This window comes from Mucilaginibacter auburnensis, from assembly GCF_002797815.1.
Classification (GTDB): domain Bacteria; phylum Bacteroidota; class Bacteroidia; order Sphingobacteriales; family Sphingobacteriaceae; genus Mucilaginibacter; species Mucilaginibacter auburnensis.
The window spans coordinates 1,563,617-1,586,818 of sequence record NZ_PGFJ01000001.1; the positions used below are offsets into that span (position 1 = coordinate 1,563,617).

Here is a 23,202-nt window from a genome sequence, read left to right on the forward strand (position 1 = left end):
AATAGCTGTTAGAAGCCAAAGCCTATACCACCATTAACTGATTTATACTGACCTAAACTGCCTGATGCATAAATGCGAAACACAGCTAAATTCATTTGGAAACCTATATCGGTACGCAAGCCGCTGATGCTGTTTTCGTTAATATGTACAGGGTCGGTGAGAGTAGTATAAGTATAGGTGATAGGAGTGGAAGGATTACCACTTGGAACTCCGCCTGATCTTACAACATATTTACCTAATACGCCAAAATCTGTTTTAGCTGTTTGGTAACCTACTGACAGGAAAGGTGTAAAGAATAATAATTTCTTTGAGATGATAGCCTGAACATTAACGCCGCTAAATTTCGCATCAATGCGCTGATTGTTGTTAGCATTTGAAGTTCCGTCTTCATTAGCTACATCTAAGCCTTTTGAGTAATTTATACGGCTATAATTTACAGCAACTGCCAAATCAAACGGGCTCACTTTAGTAAAGTCTTTGATGATGTTGTGTTTGAAACCAAAGCCAAACATTCCTACGGTACCCGCATCATCACTTAACTTAATGTCGGGTGTAATACGTAGAGATAGGTCGGTGTTTTTTATCAAACCAACGGTTAGCTGAATGTTTGGAGCAGGAATAACGCTAAGAACTGCATCGGGCATTTGAAAAGTTCCAAGTTTATTATTGTTGTTATCATACAACGCCATAACAGGTGTATTTACATCTTTCTTGCCACCAAAAGTTGGTGCGATATTGGTGGTTGAAGAACCATCTACTCTAACCCGGTTAGATAAGCCAATTTTAGTAACATCAAAACTTTTGTCAACTGTAGGAACAAACGCTGCATTTGCAGTGATTCGAAGATCAAAGTGTAATAGCTTTTTTGTGTCGGCGGTATTGTTCCAGCCGCTGTTTAAACCAGTACCAAAACCTTTAAACAACGGGTTTGCATAATTTTTAAATAATAAGGTTGCATCGGCAGCGTTCGATTTTAAGAGGTCGTTAAACCCATCCTGTGCGTTTGATCTTAAAGCAACAGTTGATAAAGCCGCTACTAAAACAAGAGCGTAGAGTTTTTTCATAATTGTGATTTATAATTGATTTTCAGCGCATAAAAGTAGTACATATTTATTATTATTTAAATAAGGGTAAATTGGTATTTTTAAGAATAACACACAAAACAGTTGTGTTGAAAAACCACTACTTTTGCAGCCATGAATCAGGATGTTGAAGCATACGATCAGGAAGAACAAGACCTTTATGAGCACCTGCGTATTGTGGTTGATAAGGGCCAGTCGTTGTTGCGTATTGACAAGTTTTTAATGCACCGCGTTGAGAACGCATCGCGTAACCGTATTCAAACCGCTATTGATGCCGAGAACGTTTTGGTGAATGAAAAGGCTGTTAAACCCAGCTACAAGGTTAAGCCGCTGGATGTAATATCTGTAGTATTACCTCATCCACCGCGCGATACAGAGGTTTATCCGGAAAATATACAAATCAATATTGTTTATGAGGATGACGATGTGCTGGTTGTAAATAAAGACGCAGGCATGGTGGTACATCCGGGTTATAATAATTACACAGGTACATTGGTTAACGCACTGGTTTATCATTTTCAGCAGTTGCCTACATTACCGGGTAATGATGGTCGCCCGGGTTTGGTGCATAGGATAGATAAAGATACTTCTGGTCTGCTTCTTATCAGTAAGAATGAGCGCTCCATGAATTACCTGGCTAAGCAGTTTTTTGATCACACCATCACACGTAAATATTTGGCGTTGGTTTGGGGCGATATAGAACAGGATGGCACGGTTACAGGCTACATAGGCAGAAGTGTGGCCGACAGAAGGGTGATGTCTATTTATGATGATGAGGAAAAAGGCAAATGGTCTGTTACCCACTATAAAGTGCTTGAGCGCTTAAATTATGTTACCTTGATTGAATGCCAGTTGGAGACAGGCCGCACACATCAAATACGCGCGCACATGCGACACATTGGTCACCCCTTGTTTAGCGATGCTACCTATGGTGGTGATAAAATATTGAAGGGAACAGTGTTCAGTAAGTACCGCCAGTTTGTAGAGAACTGTTTTGAAATTATGCCTCGACAGGCGCTGCATGCCCAAACGTTAGGATTTGTCCATCCATCAACAAAAAAATACATACACTTTGAAGCGCCGTTACCGGCTGATTTTGAGGGGGTATTGGCCAAATGGCGAAAATATACCAGTGCAACGCCCACCGAAAGCTAATGCCCATAATTGAATATTTTGTAACATTACCAAAACTATCTGTATCAAAATGCTATTTAAAAAGTTCCTGACGCTGTAGGCGGATTGAACTGGGAGGGCCGATGCTTTTTATAAATTTTAACGGAGAGATATTACCTGCAGATGCTAAAGTGTTAAGCGTTGCCAATCGTGCCTTTAAATATGGCGACGGTTTGTTTGAAAGCATGCGCATGCTTAAAGGGCAGTTAAAGTTTGCCGAGCAACACGCCGATAGGCTCCACAAGGGCATGAAAGCGCTTAAAATGGATGGATACTCGCAGTTAGATACCTGGTTTTTGAAAGAAAAGGCAGAGCAGCTTGCTTCGGTAAATAAAATCAAACACGGGCGTTTACGGCTTACCGTATACCGTGACTCGGAAGGACTATATACACCAACACAAAATAAAACAGGTTACATTTTAGAGATACAGCCGGCAGATGAGCCTCGCTATTTTTTAAACAGTAAAGGATTGATAGTTGATGTTTTTACAGAACTGACCAAGCCGACCAACTTTTTATCTAATATTAAAACCTGTAATTCGCTGGTTTATGTGTTGGCAGGTATTCATAAAAGCCAGAATAACCTGGATGATGTTTTGCTGCTCAATCAAAACGGCTTTTTATGCGAAGCCAGTAGCTCAAACGTGTTTGTTTACTATCAAAATCATTTATACACACCCGCGCTCAGCGAAGGCTGTGTAGAGGGTGTAATGCGGCAGGCTGTAATCAATATAGCCCAGCAAAATGATATACCGCTTACTGAAGCACAAATTAACCCTGAGATTTTATATGCTGCCGACGAAGTATTTTTAACCAACGCGGTTAAAGGTATACAAAGCGTAATGGGCTATGGTATACGCCGTTACTTTAATAAAATGAGTAAGGTGTTTGTTGACGAATTGAACAAGTTATAAAGCCGCCGGCTGTAGTTTATTTATTTGTTCTAAAATTCCATCCCAAAGTGCAATACGTGCGGTCAATGCCTCTTTAACTGCATCGGTAGCTTCCCGCCATTTTTGCTCGTCGTTTCCGCAAAGTTGTGCTGTCATTTCATAGGCCAGGTGGGAGTGGTGGTCGCCGTCAACTTCAATATGACGCTCTAAGTAATATAGCAATATATCCATTTTTCCGGTAGCCTGTTTATTCTGCTCCTGCACCATGCTGATAAACATTCCGGGGATAAGGTCTTCGCGCCCAAAGGTGAATACAGCGGCTTCCAGGTAATCTTTACCGGTTTTTATTACATCAAATGTTTGTTGAACAAATGTTGATGCAGCTTGCGGTACGTCCGCTCCGGTTAGCGCTTCACTAACGCTTTTCCCATTAGAGAGTTGTTCAATCAAGCCATTGATAGGAGATGTATCGCAACCGGCCTGTTGCATGGCTTGTAAATAAAGCTGAAAATGGCTTATGCGATTGCCATGCCTGTCAACATCGCTCTCTTCGCCGGCAACAATTTCATTGATAAGGTAGCAGGTGTTGCTGTTTTGCACAGGAACCCATGGCACTTTTACACAGGTAAGTTTTTGCTGCAACGATTTTAAAAGCGACATGAAATCCCAAACAGCAAACACATGATGCTCCATAAACACCTGTAAATGCTCGGATTTGGTAATGCTACTGTATACTTTATGATCTATGAGTTGCTGACGTAATGGCGCTATCTCGGCTTTAAGCGTATCAATCTGGTGTTGCATATTAACTGTTGCGTAAAAGCCGCAAAGTTAATAGTGCAAAGTGTAGCCAATGTCATTTATTTATAAGGTTTCAAAACCTTAAATGTGAAACTATGAGTTGCCGCCGACGTTACAGTTTCATTCCTCTTAAAAACTCTTCAATACCCATACGCTTTTTACCCTCCATCTGTACATCGGTAACTAAAACAAAGCCATCTTGGGCCGCAAATTTGAGGTAAGTTTTGTTATCAGTTAAAAAGCCGCCGGGTTGTATGCCTGGTGTAGATGGCTGGGTTTCGGCACGAAATATTCTGAAATTTTTATCATTCAATGTAGTGTAGGCACCCGGAGAAGGGCTCAAGCCGCGTATGCGGTTATAGATCGCTTCCGATGTTTGGTTCCAGTCAATCAGGCAATCTTTCTTGCTTAATTTAGGCGCTGTTTTCAGTTCAACCTCATCAGTTAAAAAGCCCGACTGCGGGTGTTGGTTATATCTGCCGCTCTCAATGGCTTTTACCGTTTTAACCAACAGCAATGGTCCTTTGTTCATTAACCTGTCGTGCAGTTCGCCTGCGGTTTCGTGGCCGGTAAGCGTAACCTTCTCGGTGAACAATATATTGCCGGTATCAATTTCATGTTTTAAAAAGAAAGTGGTAACACCGCTTTCCTTCTCACCATTTATAAGCACCCAATTAATAGGAGCCGCGCCGCGGTATTGCGGCAGTAATGAAGCATGTAAATTAATTGTGCCTTTTGATGGCATGTTCCAAACCTCTTCAGGTAACATCCGGAATGCAACAACCACCTGCAAATCGGCGTGTAAGGCTTTTAACTCTTCAAGAAACTGCGGGTCTTTCAAATTGCTTGGTTGTAACACCTTTAAGCCATTAGCTACGGCAAATTTCTTTACGGGCGATTCGCTCAATTTTTGCCCCCTGCCTGCAGGCTTATCCGGAGCGGTTACAACCCCAACAATGTTAGAGCCTGATTGCAGTAATTCCTCTAATGAAGGAACAGCGAATTGGGGGGTGCCCATAAATACAATTTTCATAGTGATAATAGCAATGATGTGATGTGAGTTTGTAAAATTAACCTTGTAAATTAAATACCGCTAATATTGTTTACAGCAACAGGTTTTTTAATTTAAATATTACCTTTTACTGATATAATAAATACTTTTTTCTGATTGTTTTAAACTTGTTCAAACCCGCCTGCCAACTGTCTCTGATTTGCTGTTCAGATAAGCCTTGCTCAATTTGTTTTCGCAACTGTTCTGTTCCTGCCAGTTTGGTAAAGTAGGCATTGAAAAACTTAGCTTTATCAGGAAAATCCTGATAGGTTTTTATTAACCAGCTAAGGTTAATTTTGCCCGACCTTCTCAAGCTATCCGCATTGTATTTTTTTAAATCGATGCCGTAGCAGATCATATTTTTTTGAGGTGGGTCTTCGCTCATGCCCGGAATACTTACGGGTTTAAACGAATAGTTGTATTTACCTTTTAAAGCCGGATGCCCTATTATTTGAAACGGCTCCATTGTGCCGCGGCCTAAACTTAACGTGGTTCCCTCGAACAAACAAACACTTGGGTAAAGCAAAATTGATTGATACGTATTCAAATTAGGCGATGGGTTTACAGGTAGCTTGTAAGGCATAGCGTGCGTGTAGTTGTGCATCTTAATAATTTTCAATCTGCATTTCACGCCTTTAGCTAACCAACCCTCGCCATTTATCATTTGCGCGTACTCGGCAATGGTCATGCCATGAGTAATAGGTATAGGGTGCATTCCAACAAACGATTTATAGGCTGTGTCCAGTATCGGCCCGTCAATGGTTAGTCCGTTAGGGTTTGGCCTGTCCAGCACCATCAGTTCAATGTTGTTTTCAGCGCAGGCTTCCATTACATAATGCAGGGTAGATATGTAGGTGTAAAACCTTGCGCCTACATCCTGAATATCAAAAATCAGCAGGTCCAAACCTTTCAGGTCGGCGGCTGTTGGTTTGTAGTGTTTACCGTAAAGTGATACAACAGGCAAGCCGGTTTTGGCATCAACTTCGTCGTTAACCACGGCGCCGTTGCTGGCATTGCCACGAAAACCATGTTCTGGACCGAAGATCTTTTTGATCTGAATGCCTCGGGCAAGCAGGCTGTCAACCGTAGTTGTTTGGTGTGTGCCAATAACTGATGTTTGATTAACAACCATGCCTATATTTTTTGCCTTAATATAGTCAAAATATGTTGCTATGCGGTCGGCCCCGGTACTAATTTTTTTAACGGTATCGGCAGGCAGATTTTTCTCGCCGGCATAGGTACAATTGCTTTGCAGCGTTACGGTAAAAAGCAGTAGGGCGGCGGTAATTGTTATATATAAAAGTGATTTTACGCTTTTCATAAAAATAAGAGTCCTCGCCATTTAAAAGTACCATTTTAAGCGGTAAAACCGCATATTTGCGAAGTTACAAAAAAATACTTTTCATTGAGTTTTGCATCATTCATAGCCGGGCGTATAACATTTAAATCAAAACGTACATTCTCAAAATTGATTGTGCGGATTGCCATTATTGGCATTATGCTGGGCCTTGGCGTGATGATCTTATCGCTGGCCGTTGTTAAGGGTTTTAAGCGGGAGATACGGGAGAAGGTGCGGGGCTTTAACGGCGACATGCGGATCATTAAATATGATCTCAATACCTCATTTGAAAATTCGCCTATTACACGAGACACCTTATTAGAGTGGAAGCTGAAAAAAGATAAATCCGTTGAGTACATGGCGCCTTATGCCACCAAGCCGGGCATCATCAAAGCCTCTGGGGATATTGAAGGAGTAGTGCTTAAAGGTGTTGATAAAACCTACGACTGGACCTTTCTGAAAAGCTGCCTGGTGGCGGGCGATGTTATTTCGTTTCCGGATAGTGTTAGTCCTTACCAGTTAATGATCTCACAAACCACGGCTAACCGTTTACGGTTGAGGGTGGGTGATAAGGTGCTGATGTACTTTGTGCAGGATCCACCACGTATAAGGTCGTTCAGGGTTAAAGGCATTTTTGATACCAGTATACAGGAAGTTGATAAAACTTATGTGATTGGCGACCTCTCCATCATTCAAAAACTAAATGAGCAAACTGCCGGCGAAATAGGCGGATATGAGGTAAGGATAAAGGTTTTTGCTATGTTGGATACCGCTGCCGGGCAGATCAACAGTGCTTTACCCATCAAGCTTAAACTAACTACCATTGTTCAAAGCTACGCCAACATATTCGACTGGTTGGGTATACTGGATGTAAACGCACAGGTGATGTTGATATTGATGTTGTTGGTGGCGGTTATTAATATGATATCTGCACTGCTTATTATGATACTGGAGCGCACTTCAATGATTGGTATGCTCAAAGCTATGGGCAGTTCTAACTGGACCATACAGCGTATATTTTTATATAACGCAACCTACCTCATAGGCATTGGTTTGTTGCTGGGTAATATTTTTGGTGTGGGTTTGGGATGGTTTCAGGATGCCACACATTTCTTTAAACTCGACCCTAACTCGTACTACATGACATTCATTCCGGTGGAGATAGACTTTATTGATGTGGTATTGCTTAACATAGGCACCATGGTGGTTTGCCTGGTGGTGTTAATTATACCATCTATGCTGATAGCACGTATTACGCCGGTTAAGGCTATTCGGTTTAAGTAGTATTGCTTACTGCTTTTTAGCTTCTTCCCAAAATACATCCATTTCGGCAAGGCTCATATCCTGTAGCTTACGGCCGCTTTCGGCGGCTTTACTTTCCAGGTACTGAAAGCGTTTGATGAATTTGCGGTTGGTTTTTTCCAACGCGTTCTCCGGGTTGATGTTGATGAAGCGGGCATAGTTGATGAGCGAGAACAGCAGGTCGCCAAATTCGCTTTCTGCTTTTTCCTGATCAATGGTAGTAGAGTCTTCGGCATTGAACTCGTTTTTAAACTCCTGCAGTTCTTCTTCCACCTTGGCCCAAACCTGACTTTTCTCCTCCCAGTCAAATCCAACACCACGTGCCTTTTCCTGTATACGCGATGCCTTTACCAAAGCGGGCAGCGATGTAGGTACGCCCCCCAAAACAGATTTATTACCTTCCTTTAGCTTGATCTGCTCCCAGTTGCGTTTTACGTCGTTCTCATCATTTACGTCCACATCGCCGTAAATGTGGGGGTGACGGTTAATGAGTTTATCGCAAATACCGTTGAGCACGCCGGTAATGTCAAAGTGGTTGCCTTCCGAACCTATTTTGGCGTAGAACACCAGGTGCAGCATAATATCACCCAGTTCCTTCTTTATCTCGGGCATATCGCCGGCCAGTATAGAATCCGATAGCTCATACACCTCCTCAATGGTAAGGTGGCGCAGGCTCTCCAAAGTTTGCTTGCGATCCCATGGGCAGTTGAGCCTTAGGTCGTCCATAATGGTAAGCAGTCGTTCAAAGGCGGTTGCAGGCGTGGCGGCGGTATCGGGAGGTGTTAGTGGCATGTGGCAAAGGTAGCTATAGTTTTGGTTAGTCCATAGTCGATGGTCCATAGACAATAGTCAATAGTCATAAAACAGATCGCTATACTCAATGAACCATTGACTATAGACTATTGTCTATCGACTTTTCACCGCCCTCAGCATTTCTCTTTTACCGGGTGCGCCCGGTACTTTTTGTACCTGTAGCCCCATGGCTTTCAGCATGCGTTTGAGATTACCTGTAATGGCATAGGTAACAAACACACCGCCAGGCTTCAGGAACTTTACGGTATGGCTAATAGCTTCTTCGCTCCACATTTCGGGTTGATGGATGGCAGCGAAGGCATCGAAATAAATAACGTTGTACTGCGTGTCTGATTTAAAATCTAATAGCTGGCAATGAGCGATTTGCAGTTGGCAGTGTGGGGTGAGTTGCACTGGCTCTTTTAATGATTTTTCATAGCCGGCCATAAAAGCGTCCCATAAACTTGTAGGTACATATTGCTCATAAGCCGTTTGGCTGATCATCTCCTTTGTTAGTGGGTAAGCCTCAATGCCTTTGTAATTCAGTTTTATTTGGTTAGAAGTGCAATACTCTGCAGTAAGAAGGAAATTAAGACCTGTGCCGAACCCTACCTCTAATACAGATACTTCTTTTACCTCGTTTTGATTAAGAAAATATTCTAAACCCGCTCCAAGGAAAACGTGCCTGCTCTCCTGCAGTGCCCCATGGCGCGAGTGGTAATTCTCGCCCACTTGTGGGTTATAGATAGTATTGGAGCCATCGGCAGTTGTAACTATTTTAAGTTCGGGTGTCATGGCCGCAAATATAAATATAGCTTGGGTAGTGTTACACAAAAATAGATGTAGCAGATGAAACGCGTGTAAAAGATTAACAACTTCAGGTCAGATTTTTTTGCTTCATAATATCACCATTATTCTGTTAATCAATTTTTTATAAAATTGATAAGTTTACACTTGAGTGTGAAACACTTTTTAAAACCAGACCACAGTTAAAAAGTCCGAATAATTTATTTCTACTAAGAATTTAGTTGTATCTTGCGTTAATGAATTTATTTTATGAAGATAACTGCCACTACGTTATTGTTAATGTGCTTTTGTGCTAAAGTGTGGAGCCAAAAACTTCCCAACGTTCAGCAAGTAAGCCTGCGGGCGCCGGCAAATGTTAAAATTGACGGTAAAGCCGTTGAGTGGGGCAATAAATTACAGGCTTACAACACTGCTACAGATGTTTCTTATACTATAGCGAATGACAATGAAACCCTTTACCTGATTATACAGGCTGCAGATAAGTACAACATCAATAAAATAGTAAATGGCGGTATTAAGTTAAACATTCAGAAAAATGGATCTAAAACTGATGCCGGCTCTCCATCCATACAATTTCCTTATATGGAAAAAGGAGCGAGGGTGTCGTTCTTGCAACGTTTGGACCTAACGGGCAAGTCAAAAGATGAGCAAAATCAAATGCTTGATTCTGTAATGCAGGCCAACAACCGCAAATTGAAGGAAAAGGTAAAGTATATTTATGTTACAGGTATACCGGGTGTAGATAGCGTATTGTCCATATATAACGATCAAGGCATACGTGTAGCACATGCTTTTGATGTTGAAAAAGTTTACACGGCCGAAATAGCCATAAGTTTGAAGAAATTAGGACTCGATATAGCTGATGTTAAAAAGTTTGCCTATCATATAACTATAAACGGCGGAGCTAATAAATATTCCATGGGAATTTCTTTTGGTCCTGTTACTAATGATGATGGTACCGCAAATGAGGAGTTTAGTAAACAATTGAACAGGTTGGTTGAGATCAATGCTGCCACTACCGATTTTTGGGGCGAGTACACGGTAACCAAATAACGTAACGTTTTTATTTAATTAGTTAAATAAATGTTAAAACACTTGTAAACTATTTTAATAGTTTGTAAGTTGGCTTAACCAATTAACCAAGCACTAAACCACCGCAGTTTCTACATGAAGGGCTATCTTGTATTTTTTTTGCTGCTGCTTACTTTTATAGGTAAAGTGTTAGCCCAAACTACTCCTGCAAAGCAACCCGAGGCATTGCCTTTCAGAGATGTGAGCGGCATAGTAAAGGATGAAAAAGATAATCCTGTGCCCGGTGCGGTGGTGCATCTCAAATCGCCGCTTGATTCGGTTTATACTACTACTAACGCTAACGGTGTTTTTATTTTCAAACAGGTTAAAAGGGCCGGCTTTTATATAACGGTTAGCGGACAAGGTATACCCACCACCACTAAACTATACCGAAACAGCGATGTAGCCAAACAAATAGTGCTTGATCCCTTTGAGTTGAAACCGCCCAAGCCCATCGAACTAAAAGAAGTAACTGTAAACGGAGCGCCTACTATAATTTATAAGCAGGATACCGTAGAGTACCGGGCGAGTGATTACAAAGTGCGCGATGGAGATACGCTTGATCAGCTACTCAAAAAAATGGAGGGCTTTGAAGTAGGGCGGGATGGTTCTCTGATATATCAGGGTCAGGAAGTTAAAAAGGCACGACTAAACGGTAAGGATTTTTTAGGCGGAAATGTGGCGCAGGTGATACAAAATTTACCCGCAGAGATCATTGAAAAAGCACAGGTAATTGATGATTATGGCGAGCAAGCCGCGCGTACCGGCATAAAAAACACTGAGCCAACCAAAACGCTTAACGTAACTACAAAACCCGACAAATCTATTGGTACTTATGTAAATGTGCAGGCTCAGGGCGGAAACAATGACAGATACAATACTAACCTAACGCTAACGCACGTTAATGCCAACAGGCAGATAGGTTTAACCGGTCGCGTAAATAACACCCAGACCGGAGTATCTAACGGCGTAAACGGTGGCGGTGGCGCGGGTACCACTTTTTCGGCTTACCCAACAGTAAGCTGGAGTGATCAATGGGGAAAGTTCAAGCTCACTTCGAGCTATAACTACAGCTTTACCGATAATAACTCCATTAATAAAAGCTTCGGCGAGATCTACTCCCAATCGCCTTTAGATAACAAAATACAAACCAGCTATTTTACACGAGACAACACCGTAAAAAACGTAAATGAAGGGCATCGCGGCACAGCACGGTTTAACTTCGATCTGGATAAAAGCAATTCATTTTTCATCGAACCTACCTTCAATTACACCAGCGGAAAGGTTAACAATACATCAATGGACGACCGTATCAATAACTTTGTTACCGGGTTTGAGCATTTGTTAATGAATGGCACCAGCTCCGATAATAATACCAATACGTCTTTGGGTGTAAACGCTTTGTATCAACACTTTTTTAAAAAGCCCCGTCGTAATTTTTCGATGCAGGTGGGTATCATTAATTCCGATGCAACAGCTGATGGGCGTAAGTTTACCACCTACAGTTTCTTTGCAGACCAAACGAAAAATAACCGCCTAAAGCCCGATTCGGTTGCCAACCTGCAAACACGCCGCACCAATAAAAACACTACTTATAATGCCTCCTTAACCTACCTTGAACCGCTTGGTGCAAAATCACAACTGGAACTAACCGGTAGGGTTAACCGCCAGGTTATTGATAATGTGGCCAAACAGGACACGGTTTTAGCTAACGGGCAACTAAAGGAACTCGCCCGCTTGAGTAACATTTTCAACTATGCCTTTACTGAAACACGTGCGCAACTTAATTATACCTATACCACAAGCAAATTCAATTTCTCGGTAGGCGGAACTTTACTGCCATCAACATTGACAGGTACACGTGTTAATAACAATAATAACCAAACGGTTTCGGCAGCTATCAGCAATTTCAGGGTGATACCGGTATTTAGGTTTAGTTATATATGGTCAACATCGCAACGGTTAAACATTACCTATACCGGCGTTAATACCCTGCCCGATTTTACGCAGATACAACCATTTACAGACAGGTCTGATCCTATTTACATCACTACGGGTAACCCCAACCTTAAACCATCGTTTACAAACACCATTAATGCCAGTTACAATAATTACATAGCCAATTCCAAGTTCACCATCAACTTTACCGTTATCGCATCGCAGTTTAAAAGCAGGGTAGTTAGCAACGTAATACAGCGGTCTGAGCTCATTACCGCGCCCGATAAATATCGCACCATTTATGAAACTACGTATGTAAATATGGATGGTTCAAATGGCTTGAATGTTAACTATACCCTTGGTAAGCAACTGGCAGACAGGCGGTATAACCTTTCCCTAAACGGTTCAGTTAGCTATAATTATAATGTAGCCATGAGTAACAATGTACCCTATCATACAACAGTATGGCGGGTTAACCAGCGCTTTGGGCCAAAAATAAATCCTAATGATAACATAGAGATCAACCCCTATGTGGCGTATGATGTACAACGTACGTTTACATCAACCGGCGCCAACCCGTCCATCAGGCAAACTACCTCAATAGCGCTTGATGGTATGTTTTATCTGGGCAACTGGCGTTTAAGGTACAACGCCTCAAAGAACTTTGTTACCGGTTTAGGTTCGCTTAATACCAATCCGCTGGTTATAAACGCAGGCGTTGAAAGGCAGTTGGCTAAAAAGAATAATTTGTACCTGACTTTTGACGTATTTGATATTTTAAAACAGAACAACTTTGTGCAGCAAACGGTAACACCGCAGGGGGTAACCAATACCTTGTCAAATGCGCTGAGCAGGTATTTTATGATAGGCTTAAGGGCTAACTTCCAAAAATGGGGAGGCAAGCCTCAGCGTAACGGTAAAGACCTGAAACGCAAAGGCGACGGAAGTTTTATTTATTAACTACCTTAATCAATAACCTTATCATCATGAAAAAAATAATAGCTTCGTTATTTGCAGTTTTAATCTTTGTAAGCGCCTATGCTCAGAAATTACCTAACGTGCAGCAGGTAAGCCTGCGCGCACCTGCCAACGTTAAAGTTGATGGTAAAGCAGACGATTGGGGCAATAAATTTCAAGCTTACAATACAGCTACAGATGTTTTCTACACCATAGCCAACGACGATAAAAAACTTTATCTCATATTATACGTACCGGCGGGAACGGTTGTAAACAGGGCTGCTGTTGGCGGTATTAGGCTAATGGTGCAAACCAATGGCTCAAAAAGCCCGCAGGGTGCCGTGCTGATAAAATACCCGTTTTTTGAAAAGAACAAACTGATAGTTTACCCGGTAAAAAAAGTTGGCGAAGTAAACACACCCGCTGAAGGCGACTCGATAATGAAAGTTTACAACCAAAAGATTGCAAGCAATGTAAAATTGATATATACAAAAGGGGTGGCAGATACAGACAGTACTATATCTATATATAATAATAAAGGTATACAGGCGGCAGGTGCCTTTGATCAAACCCGAGCATATACTTGCGAGATGGCAATAGACCTGGCTGCGTTAGGGCTATTGGCTGATGCCAGGCAATTTTCTTATAACATAACTATAAATGCTGATCCTAATAAAATGTCCTTCCCAACAATAATGGGTCCTATTGTAAGCGGCACAAATGCTGACGGCAGCAAAATGAACGAAGCACAGGTAGCGGCTGCTAACATATCGTTTCAAAACAAAAACAACCTTATATACGCCACCACCGATTTCTGGGGTGAATACACATTAGCCAAATAACCTTATCATCATGAAAAAATTAATAGCCTCGTTATTTGCAATAATAGCCTTTGTAACCGCCCATGCTCAAAAATTACCTAACGTACAGCAAAAAAGTTTGCGTGCTCCGGATAATGTAAAAGTTGATGGTAAAACTAACGAGTGGAATAGCTTTGCCGCATATAATTATGCCACGGGTATATATTACACAATAGCTAATGATAACGACAATTTGTACCTGGCTATTCAGGCTAAAGACGCTAATGTTTTAAGCAAGATAACGCAGCGTGGCATAGTACTCGAAATTGATCCGTCAGGAAAAAAGAACGCCAGCAATGTGGTAAGTGTTCAGTATCCTGTATTTGAGCTGCAGTACAAAAACAAACCGTACATAAGGTTTAGCAATGCCAGTGGCTTAACTGCTGACCAACGCCGTGAAATGTTAGCTAATCCTGATTCTATGCGTGCCATGGCTAATAAAAAGATCAAAGCCAATGATAAATATATACGCACAAGCGGAATGAGCGATGTTGATACGCTATTATCTGTATATAATGAAAAAGATATTGTGGCGCGGCAAGGTTTTGAAAAATGGGAGCTTTATAATTATGAGTTAGCAATACCGCTGAAGTATCTGAACCTAAGGGGATCTGATGCAAAATTTGCCTATCACATTATTTTAAAAGGAATGAGTGTAGATATTGATTCGGGTCTTAAAATGACCAAACAGCCGGATGGAAATATGGCTATTTCGATGGCCCCGGGGGCAGTCACCATTCAGAATAAAGATATGCCCGCGGTTATAGCAACAACCGATTTTTGGGGAGATTATACTTTAGCTAAATAAAAAGGCTCCGGTCGTCACCGGAGCCTTTTAAGGTATAATATATGATAGGGGAAAATTGCGCTTATCTTTCTAAACCTCTCCTTGCAGGAGTATTGGCTGCAAAGTTGGAACGGCCATTATAACCACCACGTCCGCGGTTGTCATTTTGTGACGGGCGCTCAAACCTGCCGTTGTTGCCTTTGTTGTTCCAGTTTCCACGGTTGTCGTTCCGGTCATTACCACGGTTATCGCCCCTGTCATTCCAATCCGGGCGATTGTTGCCCCTGTTCCAGTCGGGGCGGTTATTACCTCTGTCCCAATCACGGCGGTCGTTGCGGTTATCAAATCGTCTCCAGTCAAATGAATTTCCATGGTACCTCGTGCGGTACACATTATGGTTCATGTAAGGGCGGTAAGCATGCACTTCATAACGTGTTACATTACGCCAGCTGTAGTTGCGGTAAGCTCCCGGCAAATAAGCACCGGATACCCAGCTGTAACCATTATTATAGTAGTAAAGATTTTCGCCGCGGCTATAGTAGGCATCAACTTCGGGCATGTAGTAGTAATCATCGGCGTAATCAACAACCACCGGTCTTTCAACCACTACAGGGCGTTGCAATACAACGGGGCCACCCAAATTAAATCCAACGCTCACACGCACTTGCGCATTGGCGTTATTATATATTAAACCGCTAAGGGCTAATGCTGATATTATGGCTAACTTTTTCATATTCTTCATCGTTTTATTTGCATTATTGACGATGAAGAGTGCGCCGGGTTTAAACCATTTACAGCAAAACAGGCTATATTTTAAATAAATTTTCGGCGGTTAAACCATTAACACAGGTATATCTCTAAGCAAATTACGCAGCCATTTTCTGCGCGGCTTTCAGGTTTTCAATCAGGTAATTGTTTTTTAACTCTTTCTCTGATATCACTACATTGAAATCATCAAAGCGGATACCGTTCTCAAACGCGTATAAAATGTAACCGCGTTTGTTGGCATCATAGGCGCCCAGTTCAAATATCTCGTCGTAGTTTTTACCTTTTATTTTCGCGCCAATTACCAACTGGTAGGCGTCGGTTATGTTTTCAAAAGTGATGTTTTTCATAGTGTTATGTCTAATACAATAATGTTGCCAATCTTTAATTAAGGCGAAAAGCAGGGTCGGCTCGCGGTGGCTCACACAGGCTCACAGTGCGCTGAGCCACCCCTGAATGTAGCTTTCATAATACTTTTGGATGTTTTTTGGCGAGGTTTTGGTACAGCTTTTTGCCATCTTTGTTAATATTTACCGCTATGAATAAACTGGCCAATTCTACCTCTCCTTATTTGCTGCAACATGCTAACAATCCGGTTAACTGGTACCCATGGGGAGCAGGAGCCTTGCAAAAAGCTAAAGACGAGAACAAACTCATTATAGTAAGCATTGGCTATTCGGCCTGTCACTGGTGCCATGTAATGGAGCATGAGAGCTTTGAAGATGAGCAGGTGGCCGCGGTTATGAACGAATACTTTGTGTGTATAAAGGTTGACCGCGAAGAACGCCCTGATGTTGACCAGATCTATATGAGTGCTGTTCAGCTAATGAGCGGCAGGGGAGGATGGCCACTTAATTGTATTTGTTTACCCGATCAGCGCCCTGTTTACGGCGGTACCTACTACCGTAAAAACGACTGGACAAGTATTCTTTTTAATTTGGCTGATCTGTATAAAAATAAGCCAGAAGAAGCTGAGGACTATGCTAAACGCCTAACGGAAGGTATACAGCGATACGAAACGCTTGATAGGATACTGGAACAACCTGAGTACGCAAAAGCCGATTTGGAACAGGTGGTTGCTAACTGGAAACAATATTTTGACCGTATAGAAGGTGGCTTAGGCAATGCGCCTAAATTCCCGATGCCTAATAACTGGATAAGTTTAATGCGTTACGCCCACTTAACCGGCGATGATGAAGCAGCTAAGCAGGTACAGTTAACGCTTCAAAAAATGGCCGAGGGTGGTATTTATGACCACGTGGGCGGCGGCTTTGCCCGTTACTCGGTTGATGGGCTATGGCATGTACCGCACTTTGAAAAGATGCTCTATGATAACGGGCAGTTAGTGAGCCTGTACGCCGAAGCTTACACCTGGCGGCCAAACGAGCTTTATAAAGATGTAGTTGCCGAGGTGATAGCCTTTACGCAGCGGGAATTAACCTCTCCCGAAGGTGGCTTTTATTCAGCTCTGGATGCTGATAGTCAAGGGGTGGAGGGTAAGTTCTATACGTTCACCAAAGAGGAAGTTGATGAGATACTTGGTGATGACGCGGGTATATTCTGTAAGTATTATCATATAACCGACGAGGGCAACTGGCCCGAAGAACATACCAATGTTTTATTTAAGCGTGGAAATGATCAGGAATTGGCAGAAGCCATCGGCATAACTGTTGACGAGTTGCTGAGCAGGGTATCTGCTGCTAAACAAAGGGTTTTTGATGCGCGGAGCACGCGTATAAGACCCGGCTTAGACGATAAGATACTGGCCTCATGGAACGGCTTAATGCTCAAAGGTTTGTGCGATGCCTACAAGGCTTTTAATGAACCACAATACCTTGATATAGCTATTAAAAACGCCACTTTCATTGTAAATAATTTGATTGACGAGAACGGTAGGTTAAACCGCATCTACAAAAAGGAAGGCAGCACCGCGCCGGATGTAGCTTTCCTGGATGATTACGCCAATGTAATAGACGCGTTTATTGCTTTGTACGAGGTAACATTTAACGAAGAATGGTTAGGCTACGCTAAACTGTTAGCCAATCGTACACTGCTAAATTACTATGATGACGAGGACGGTATGTTCTTTTACACCGCTGACGACGACGAGCAGTTAATAGCCCGCAAATGTGAGATTATGGATAGCGTGATACCTTCATCAAACTCAACAATGGCGCGTACTTTAAAAAAGCTTGGATTGTTCTATTATAATGAGGAGTTTTTAGAGGTTTCGTCTCAGTTGCTGCGTAATACATTCTCTTATATAGCCAAATATCCGCCATCCTATTCCAACTGGTTCATGCTGTTATTAGATGAAGTTTTCGGCGTGAATGAGGTGGCAGTAACCGGCAACAATGCTGAAGATTTGCGTGCGGAACTGGAAAAAAATTATGTTCCAAATAAAATAATGTTGGGCGGTACAAAAGGAAGTTTACCTTTGTTGGAAGGTAAGTTTGGGCAAACTACACAAATTTATGTTTGCAAAGACAAAACCTGCGGTTTGCCTGCCAATGATGTTGAAGGCGCGCTAAAACAAATTAACAGTTAAAGCATTTATTTATATGCTATGTCTGTAATTTAGCAATTAAACGGCATCTTCTTGTCAATATAAAGAGGGTACTTTATAAATTATAAAAACAACAATAATGAAAATTGAATCACAACACGTAGTGTCATTAACATATGATCTGTATGTAGACCAGGACGGAACCGAAAATCTGGTTGAAAGCGCAACGCAGGAGCAACCACTTACCTTCTTATTCGGCGTTGGCCAGATGCTGCCAAAGTTTGAAGAAAACTTAAGCACACTTTCAACCGGCGATAGCTACGATTTTAAATTAAGCGCGCAGGATGCCTACGGCGAATATGATGAAGAAGCTGTAGCTAACTTGCCTAAAGAAATGTTCAACGGTACAGATATTCCAGAAATTGGTTCTATCCTTCCATTACAGGATAACAATGGCAACCGTTTTCAAGGCCAGGTTGTATCAGTAGCTGAAGATGCTGTAGTAGTTGACCTGAACCACCCAATGGCTGGTCAGGAACTGCATTTTAAAGGCAACATTATCAACGTTCGCCCGGCAACACCAGAGGAATTATCGCATGGCCACGCGCATGGCGCAGATGGTCATCAAGGTCATTAATAATCAAAATATTTGATTAAATAGATAAAGGCTACTTCAATTTTGAGGTAGCCTTTTTAGTTGTAAAAATACCCAGCAGTTGGTATTTCAGGCCGCCGCCCGGCATCCTACTTTAGCATCATTCAAAAACCTAAATGACGTGAGTGATACTGAAGATAATAAAAAGCCCTACTTAAAATGCAGAAAATGTTCGGCACCGTATCATTATAAGATGCCGGTAAATTGGTTTGTAAAATATGCGCTGTTCTTTTTACCTATAAAAGCTTATTTCTGCGCACGCTGCCTTGCAACACGATATCGTATTATAACAAATGAGCAGGAAAAGAAATACCATAGCGTATAGCGAACCATTTAACATTACATAACCTTAATAAAACCTATGAAAAGAGAAACATTAACCTGCCCGGCATGCCACCAGGCGTTCCATCATCGTACCAAACGAAGTTGGTTCATGAAATATGTACTTTATTTTTTACCCTTCAGGGTTTATTTCTGCGACAGATGCGATAAGGATGTTTATGTATTGTTCCGTGAACACCATCCAGACGCTAAAGCGGCATAAATGTTAAAAAATGGCAAATGCTATAAAATAAGGGGTAGCAACCAACTCCGGGAATGCTGGCAGCTGTTTGGGTCACGGCTTCACTTTTCCGGGTTGGCTTGCTTAATTAGCCTTTAACGTAAATAACCTGCTTGGTATCAAAAAACTCCTCCTTAAAAAAGTCTTTCAAATAATATTGTTTAACCTTTAAGCCCGATTCAGCTATTTCTTCGCTCAGGTCGCCACCTTTTAAGTATAGCAGTCCGTTAGGTAAAGTGTTCTTTGATTGCTTAGTGTATTTATTCTTTATCCAGGGATGGAATTCTTTTAACCGTGTTACAGCTCTTGAAACAACAAAATTAAATTTCTCATTCACCTGCTCGGCACGGCTGTGTGCAGCGCGCAGGTTTTCCAAGCCCAAAGCACTGGCTACTTCCTGTACTACTTTTATTTTTTTGCCGATAGAATCTACCAGGAAAAAATCAGTCTCCGGAAACATAATAGCCAGTGGTATACCCGGAAAGCCGCCTCCGGTACCTACATCAAGCACCTTTTCGCCTGGTAAAAAGGGCATTACCTTGGCAATACCCAATGAGTGCAGTACATGGCGCTCAAACAACTGGTCAATATCCTTGCGCGATATTACATTGATTTGGTTGTTCCACAGTTCATATAATTGTGGTAAACGTTCAAATTGCTCTTTCTGTGTATCGCTAAGCTGCGGAAAATATGAAAATAATTGCTCAGATGTCATCCCTGTTGAAACGGTTGATAATGTTGCCCAGCAAGTAACGTGCTCTAAATAATTGTGCTTTAACCGTACCTAAAGGCAGATCAAGCTGCTGGGCTATTTCTTCGTATGATAGCTCGTCAAAATAACGGAGCGTAATTAAATTACGGTAGCGTAACGGCAAACTTTGTATAAGCAATTTCAGTTCGGCAGTTTGCTGTTTTTTTATGGATGTTTCTTCAGGGTTGAGGCTATCCGCCTTTATCTGTAATTGCTTTTCCTCACCGTCTTCGTCCATCATGCCATGTATTGACATGGTATTGAGTTTCTTTTTACGGATAAAATCAATACAATTATTGGTAGCCACCCTGAATAACCAGGTGCTAAAAGCATAATCGGGTTGATACTTATCCAACTTTTCAAAAGCTTTGGCAAATGTTTCTACGGTGAGGTCCATAGCATCCTCTTTGTTATTCACCATTTTGAGCACCATAAAATAAATGGAGTCCTTATAACGCTGCATAAGGTCTGCATAAGCTTTCTGATTACCCTCACGCGCTTTCACAACCAGGTGAAAGTCGTTTTTTGCATTCTCGGTAAAATTGGAGTTTATTTCCATTGCTTGGTTTTGATCAGTGTTCCGATAAGGCCAAAAACACTTATATAAATGTAATAAACAAAATCAATTAAGGGCAAGTACCAAAGCTGCGCGGCGGCTGCTAATTTTTTAAATATGTTTTTATAGACAACAACTTGTGTTATCAGCCTCATTATAAATACACCTAAAACCCATAAAGGTTCTACATTAAAAACAATGCATGCTATAAATAACGGGTAAAACAGCAATCCGCTCAGCGCGTCAAAGCTTAACATGCGGCGGTGTTTTCCTTTATACAGCTTACCAACGCCCATGTGCCTTTTTTTCTGACGGAAAAGCCCGCCAAACGTTGTTTTAGCGCTTGTATAAACAAATGCATCCGGATTGATCTCAATAGCTGTATTGCTTGCTGTGGCGTTTTGATTAATAAACAGGTCGTCGTCGCCGGATATAACGTGCATATGCGACGCAAACCCTTTGCTTGCAAAAAACAAGGTTTTAGTGTAAGCCAGGTTACGGCCTATGCCCATATAAGCATTATTATTCAATGCGGCCGAAAGGTAACTTATTGCCGTTTTTAAAGTTTCAAAACGGATAAGTGAATTCAGGAAATTTTTTGTTTCAAAATAAGGCGAATAACCCAGCACAATCTGCGTTTTGGGGTGGGTAAATTGCGCTGCCATGTAAGTTATCCAGTTTTTTGAGGCCGGTATACAATCAGCATCAGTAAATAACAAATACTCGTTTGCGGCGGCTTTAATACCTAAAGTTAGCGCAAATTTTTTACCGGTTTTAAAACGCACATGCTCGGTTTTGGTAACAATTTTAAGGTGAGGATACTGCTGTTTAAATGCGGTAAGTATAGTTTCTGAGTCGTCTGTAGAGCAGTCATTAACCACTATTACTTCAAAATCAGGGTAATCCTGCTCCAGTATAGCAGGGAGATTTTCACTCAGGTTTTTTTCTTCGTTACGTGCGCTGATAATAACCGAAACGGGCACAGAGGGCTCAGGCAATTCGGCAGTGGGCTGATAGGTGGATAATGATCTGTGCTGCGTTACTAAATAATATAATTGAACAATAAATGTCAGCAAAAACAGACCCAGTAAAGCAAGGCGTATATATAATTCCAAAACTGTGTTAAAATGTGAGCAAAGGTGTTAAATTTTTGTGGAATTAGACAGCGGTAAATTCTTATGCCGCTTTAATCGTGAACGCGTTTGTAATTAGATAATTACCACGGCTTACATTTGTTAATGTATGTTAAAAGAGCAACGGCTTAGTCTCATAAGTTATATACTTGCATAACCTTTAACTTTCAATCATGTTTAAAACATTCCTCTTTACCTTAATTACCTTATGTTGTTTAGATAACGCAGCTGCACAAAAAAACTTTAACATCACTGTTAAAATTGATAATAAGTTTAACGCTGATAAAATCAGTTTTCAGTACCACAATGGCAAGCGTTTAATTTCTATGCCCGATAGTTTTGGTAATAAAAAAGTGCTTGTTTTAAAAGGGAAATATTATACACCACTTGTGGCCTTAAATATTACGTATATAGATGACTCAAATAAAAATTATAGCAACAATTATTTTTTAACGGAAAAACCTGCGTTTGTAAGTCTTCGGTACGAGCAGAATGATAACGAAATTTTACCGGTTACATCTGTAAAGAACGCAACGGCTATTTTTGATACAGTTGCGAATAAAGACTGGGCATCTTTACATCGTTTTGTGAATGATGAAAGTGTTGAGGCCAGTAATAAAGCGTTTTATGATTTTTTAGAACACAATCAACCCTTAACACAGGATTCCCGTCACCGTTTGGGTGAACTGTACAAACCCTATCTGAACAGGGCAATGCTGTATTTCAAAGAGCATCCCGATAACTATTTTTCATTTTGGCACTTTACTTATCAAATAGCGCAACCTAATGGTATGTTATGGGATGATATCGCGTTTTTAAAAGAGCAATTAGCATTTTACAGATCAACATTTCCGTCAAAATACATTAACAGCGTAGAGGGTAGAACGCTTATCAGTAAGTTTGAGAAGCGCATTTATCCCTTAAAAATAAATGAGCCGGCGCCTGTTTTTAAGCTTATTACCACTGATGGAAAAAATGTTTCTTCAAATACTTTAAAAGGCAAATATGTATTGTTTGACTTTTGGGCAACATGGTGTGGCCCCTGCATGGCCGCGGTTCCGTTTGTAAAGGGTATCCGCACTAAATATGCTTCAGATAAGCTGGCGATAATCGGCATCAATAAGGATAGTGATATGAAAAACTTATTGCGCGGGGCAAAAACAACAGGCATGAGTTGGCCTCAATTTTATGACAAACACGATTATATGACTGATCTCTATGAAGTTGGAGCTATACCCGTATTGGTATTAATTGATCCTGATGGCAAACTTATTTATAAAAGTGATCTTAAAACTCCAGACGAGAAGGCATTGCCTGAAGTATTAAAAGCCTTAGAAGAAAAGCACCTGCTCAATTAAATATCAATAAAAAAGGGGGCCTACATAGTTTGGCTATAACACCAAATTTGGGCTGTATTTATT

At 41.3% G+C, this 23,202-nt stretch carries 22 protein-coding genes; 11 read left to right on the top strand and 11 right to left on the bottom strand.

The window, feature by feature from the left end:
• Nucleotides 1-8: 8 nt before the first annotated feature.
• Nucleotides 9-1,064 carry a DUF6588 family protein gene (locus CLV57_RS06920; protein ID WP_100340583.1) on the bottom strand — a complete coding sequence of 352 codons (1,056 nt, stop codon included), beginning with the start codon at nt 1,062-1,064 and terminating at the stop codon, nt 9-11.
• Between the two features lie 132 nt (nt 1,065-1,196).
• On the opposite strand from CLV57_RS06920, the gene CLV57_RS06925 reads away from it, so the two are divergent.
• Entirely contained in the window at nt 1,197-2,237 is a 1,041-nt protein-coding gene (locus tag CLV57_RS06925; RefSeq protein WP_100340584.1) for an RluA family pseudouridine synthase, read from the top strand.
• A 101-nt stretch (nt 2,238-2,338) separates the two neighbouring features.
• Nucleotides 2,339-3,169, top strand: a complete 831-nt coding sequence (locus CLV57_RS06930) for an aminotransferase class IV (RefSeq protein ID WP_100340585.1) — start codon at nt 2,339-2,341, stop codon at nt 3,167-3,169.
• Here CLV57_RS06930 and CLV57_RS06935 read toward each other — a convergent pair.
• The 3 genes from CLV57_RS06935 to CLV57_RS06945 form a co-directional block, all read right to left on the bottom strand.
• On the bottom strand, nt 3,164-3,952 hold the full coding sequence (locus tag CLV57_RS06935) for a DUF3050 domain-containing protein (protein WP_100340586.1): 789 nt from the start codon (nt 3,950-3,952) through the stop codon (nt 3,164-3,166). The genes CLV57_RS06930 and CLV57_RS06935 overlap by 6 nt on opposite strands.
• A 109-nt stretch (nt 3,953-4,061) precedes the next feature.
• Nucleotides 4,062-4,982 (bottom strand): methionyl-tRNA formyltransferase, encoded by a 921-nt coding sequence (gene fmt, locus CLV57_RS06940; RefSeq protein ID WP_100340587.1) that lies wholly within the window; start codon nt 4,980-4,982, stop codon nt 4,062-4,064.
• A gap of 106 nt (nt 4,983-5,088) precedes the next feature.
• Complete coding sequence (locus tag CLV57_RS06945) at nt 5,089-6,321, bottom strand: exo-beta-N-acetylmuramidase NamZ family protein (RefSeq protein WP_100340588.1); 1,233 nt, start codon at nt 6,319-6,321, stop codon at nt 5,089-5,091.
• Nucleotides 6,322-6,405: 84 nt separating this feature from the next.
• Between CLV57_RS06945 and CLV57_RS06950 the strand changes: the two genes are divergently transcribed.
• On the top strand, nt 6,406-7,623 hold the full coding sequence (locus tag CLV57_RS06950; RefSeq protein WP_100340589.1) for an ABC transporter permease: 1,218 nt from the start codon (nt 6,406-6,408) through the stop codon (nt 7,621-7,623).
• 6 nt (nt 7,624-7,629) lie between these two features.
• Here the strand turns inward: CLV57_RS06950 and mazG are convergent, their stop codons facing one another.
• Entirely contained in the window at nt 7,630-8,433 is an 804-nt protein-coding gene (mazG, locus tag CLV57_RS06955) for a nucleoside triphosphate pyrophosphohydrolase (protein ID WP_100340590.1), read from the bottom strand.
• Nucleotides 8,434-8,547: 114 nt separating this feature from the next.
• Nucleotides 8,548-9,228, bottom strand: a complete 681-nt coding sequence (gene mnmD / locus CLV57_RS06960; RefSeq protein ID WP_100340591.1) for a tRNA (5-methylaminomethyl-2-thiouridine)(34)-methyltransferase MnmD — start codon at nt 9,226-9,228, stop codon at nt 8,548-8,550.
• 261 nt (nt 9,229-9,489) lie between these two features.
• On the opposite strand from mnmD, the gene CLV57_RS06965 reads away from it, so the two are divergent.
• The 4 genes from CLV57_RS06965 (at nt 9,490) to CLV57_RS06980 (ending at nt 14,874) form a co-directional block, all read left to right on the top strand.
• Nucleotides 9,490-10,293: a hypothetical protein gene (locus tag CLV57_RS06965; protein ID WP_100340592.1), complete on the top strand. Its 804-nt coding sequence runs from the start codon at nt 9,490-9,492 to the stop codon at nt 10,291-10,293.
• Between the two features lie 114 nt (nt 10,294-10,407).
• Nucleotides 10,408-13,209 (top strand): TonB-dependent receptor, encoded by a 2,802-nt coding sequence (locus CLV57_RS06970; protein ID WP_100340593.1) that lies wholly within the window; start codon nt 10,408-10,410, stop codon nt 13,207-13,209.
• Between the two features lie 26 nt (nt 13,210-13,235).
• On the top strand, nt 13,236-14,048 hold the full coding sequence (locus CLV57_RS06975) for a hypothetical protein (protein ID WP_100340594.1): 813 nt from the start codon (nt 13,236-13,238) through the stop codon (nt 14,046-14,048).
• A 10-nt stretch (nt 14,049-14,058) separates the two neighbouring features.
• Nucleotides 14,059-14,874 (top strand): hypothetical protein, encoded by an 816-nt coding sequence (locus CLV57_RS06980; protein WP_100340595.1) that lies wholly within the window; start codon nt 14,059-14,061, stop codon nt 14,872-14,874.
• A 61-nt stretch (nt 14,875-14,935) separates the two neighbouring features.
• Here the strand turns inward: CLV57_RS06980 and CLV57_RS06985 are convergent, their stop codons facing one another.
• Together CLV57_RS06985 and CLV57_RS06990 are read right to left on the bottom strand one after the other, a co-directional pair.
• On the bottom strand, nt 14,936-15,586 hold the full coding sequence (locus CLV57_RS06985) for a hypothetical protein (protein WP_100340596.1): 651 nt from the start codon (nt 15,584-15,586) through the stop codon (nt 14,936-14,938).
• A gap of 133 nt (nt 15,587-15,719) precedes the next feature.
• Nucleotides 15,720-15,968 (bottom strand): hypothetical protein, encoded by a 249-nt coding sequence (locus CLV57_RS06990; RefSeq protein WP_100340597.1) that lies wholly within the window; start codon nt 15,966-15,968, stop codon nt 15,720-15,722.
• Between the two features lie 188 nt (nt 15,969-16,156).
• Here CLV57_RS06990 and CLV57_RS06995 point away from each other — a divergent pair, with 188 nt between their 5' ends.
• The 3 genes from CLV57_RS06995 (at nt 16,157) to CLV57_RS18330 (ending at nt 19,323) form a co-directional block, all read left to right on the top strand.
• Nucleotides 16,157-18,166, top strand: a complete 2,010-nt coding sequence (locus tag CLV57_RS06995; protein WP_100340598.1) for a thioredoxin domain-containing protein — start codon at nt 16,157-16,159, stop codon at nt 18,164-18,166.
• Between the two features lie 97 nt (nt 18,167-18,263).
• The gene (locus CLV57_RS07000) at nt 18,264-18,761 is read left to right on the top strand and encodes an FKBP-type peptidyl-prolyl cis-trans isomerase (RefSeq protein ID WP_100340599.1); all 498 of its coding nucleotides are present in this window, start codon (nt 18,264-18,266) and stop codon (nt 18,759-18,761) included.
• Nucleotides 18,762-19,140: 379 nt separating this feature from the next.
• Nucleotides 19,141-19,323: a hypothetical protein gene (locus tag CLV57_RS18330; RefSeq protein WP_157799087.1), complete on the top strand. Its 183-nt coding sequence runs from the start codon at nt 19,141-19,143 to the stop codon at nt 19,321-19,323.
• Nucleotides 19,324-19,429: 106 nt separating this feature from the next.
• Here the strand turns inward: CLV57_RS18330 and rsmG are convergent, their stop codons facing one another.
• From rsmG to CLV57_RS07020, 3 genes are read right to left on the bottom strand one after another with little or no spacing between them, the layout of a single operon-like run.
• Nucleotides 19,430-20,056 (bottom strand): 16S rRNA (guanine(527)-N(7))-methyltransferase RsmG, encoded by a 627-nt coding sequence (rsmG, locus tag CLV57_RS07010; RefSeq protein WP_100340601.1) that lies wholly within the window; start codon nt 20,054-20,056, stop codon nt 19,430-19,432.
• Nucleotides 20,046-20,651: an RNA polymerase sigma factor gene (locus CLV57_RS07015; RefSeq protein ID WP_100340602.1), complete on the bottom strand. Its 606-nt coding sequence runs from the start codon at nt 20,649-20,651 to the stop codon at nt 20,046-20,048. Before CLV57_RS07015 ends, rsmG begins: the two co-directional genes overlap by 11 nt.
• Entirely contained in the window at nt 20,642-21,763 is a 1,122-nt protein-coding gene (locus CLV57_RS07020) for a glycosyltransferase (RefSeq protein WP_100340603.1), read from the bottom strand. Before CLV57_RS07020 ends, CLV57_RS07015 begins: the two co-directional genes overlap by 10 nt.
• 191 nt (nt 21,764-21,954) lie before the next feature.
• Here CLV57_RS07020 and CLV57_RS07025 point away from each other — a divergent pair, with 191 nt between their 5' ends.
• Nucleotides 21,955-23,139, top strand: a complete 1,185-nt coding sequence (locus CLV57_RS07025) for a TlpA family protein disulfide reductase (RefSeq protein WP_100340604.1) — start codon at nt 21,955-21,957, stop codon at nt 23,137-23,139.
• Nucleotides 23,140-23,202: the final 63 nt, after the last annotated feature.

What these genes read in the sequence shown, in the direction of transcription:
- CLV57_RS07015 (WP_100340602.1), bottom strand. Translation starts at nt 20,651, where the DNA reads ATGGAAATAAACTCCAATTTTACCGAGAATGCAAAAAACGACTTTCAC.
- fmt (WP_100340587.1), bottom strand. Translation starts at nt 4,982, where the DNA reads ATGAAAATTGTATTTATGGGCACCCCCCAATTCGCTGTTCCTTCATTA.
- CLV57_RS06945 (WP_100340588.1), bottom strand. Translation starts at nt 6,321, where the DNA reads ATGAAAAGCGTAAAATCACTTTTATATATAACAATTACCGCCGCCCTA.
- CLV57_RS06980 (WP_100340595.1), top strand. Translation starts at nt 14,059, where the DNA reads ATGAAAAAATTAATAGCCTCGTTATTTGCAATAATAGCCTTTGTAACC.
- CLV57_RS07025 (WP_100340604.1), top strand. Translation starts at nt 21,955, where the DNA reads ATGTTTAAAACATTCCTCTTTACCTTAATTACCTTATGTTGTTTAGAT.
- CLV57_RS06975 (WP_100340594.1), top strand. Translation starts at nt 13,236, where the DNA reads ATGAAAAAAATAATAGCTTCGTTATTTGCAGTTTTAATCTTTGTAAGC.
- mazG (WP_100340590.1), bottom strand. Translation starts at nt 8,433, where the DNA reads ATGCCACTAACACCTCCCGATACCGCCGCCACGCCTGCAACCGCCTTT.
- CLV57_RS06970 (WP_100340593.1), top strand. Translation starts at nt 10,408, where the DNA reads ATGAAGGGCTATCTTGTATTTTTTTTGCTGCTGCTTACTTTTATAGGT.
- CLV57_RS06925 (WP_100340584.1), top strand. Translation starts at nt 1,197, where the DNA reads ATGAATCAGGATGTTGAAGCATACGATCAGGAAGAACAAGACCTTTAT.
- CLV57_RS18330 (WP_157799087.1), top strand. Translation starts at nt 19,141, where the DNA reads ATGAAAAGAGAAACATTAACCTGCCCGGCATGCCACCAGGCGTTCCAT.
- CLV57_RS06920 (WP_100340583.1), bottom strand. Translation starts at nt 1,064, where the DNA reads ATGAAAAAACTCTACGCTCTTGTTTTAGTAGCGGCTTTATCAACTGTT.
- CLV57_RS07000 (WP_100340599.1), top strand. Translation starts at nt 18,264, where the DNA reads ATGAAAATTGAATCACAACACGTAGTGTCATTAACATATGATCTGTAT.
- mnmD (WP_100340591.1), bottom strand. Translation starts at nt 9,228, where the DNA reads ATGACACCCGAACTTAAAATAGTTACAACTGCCGATGGCTCCAATACT.
- CLV57_RS06990 (WP_100340597.1), bottom strand. Translation starts at nt 15,968, where the DNA reads ATGAAAAACATCACTTTTGAAAACATAACCGACGCCTACCAGTTGGTA.
- rsmG (WP_100340601.1), bottom strand. Translation starts at nt 20,056, where the DNA reads ATGACATCTGAGCAATTATTTTCATATTTTCCGCAGCTTAGCGATACA.
- CLV57_RS06985 (WP_100340596.1), bottom strand. Translation starts at nt 15,586, where the DNA reads ATGAAAAAGTTAGCCATAATATCAGCATTAGCCCTTAGCGGTTTAATA.
- CLV57_RS06935 (WP_100340586.1), bottom strand. Translation starts at nt 3,952, where the DNA reads ATGCAACACCAGATTGATACGCTTAAAGCCGAGATAGCGCCATTACGT.
- CLV57_RS06995 (WP_100340598.1), top strand. Translation starts at nt 16,157, where the DNA reads ATGAATAAACTGGCCAATTCTACCTCTCCTTATTTGCTGCAACATGCT.
- CLV57_RS06930 (WP_100340585.1), top strand. Translation starts at nt 2,339, where the DNA reads ATGCTTTTTATAAATTTTAACGGAGAGATATTACCTGCAGATGCTAAA.
- CLV57_RS06965 (WP_100340592.1), top strand. Translation starts at nt 9,490, where the DNA reads ATGAAGATAACTGCCACTACGTTATTGTTAATGTGCTTTTGTGCTAAA.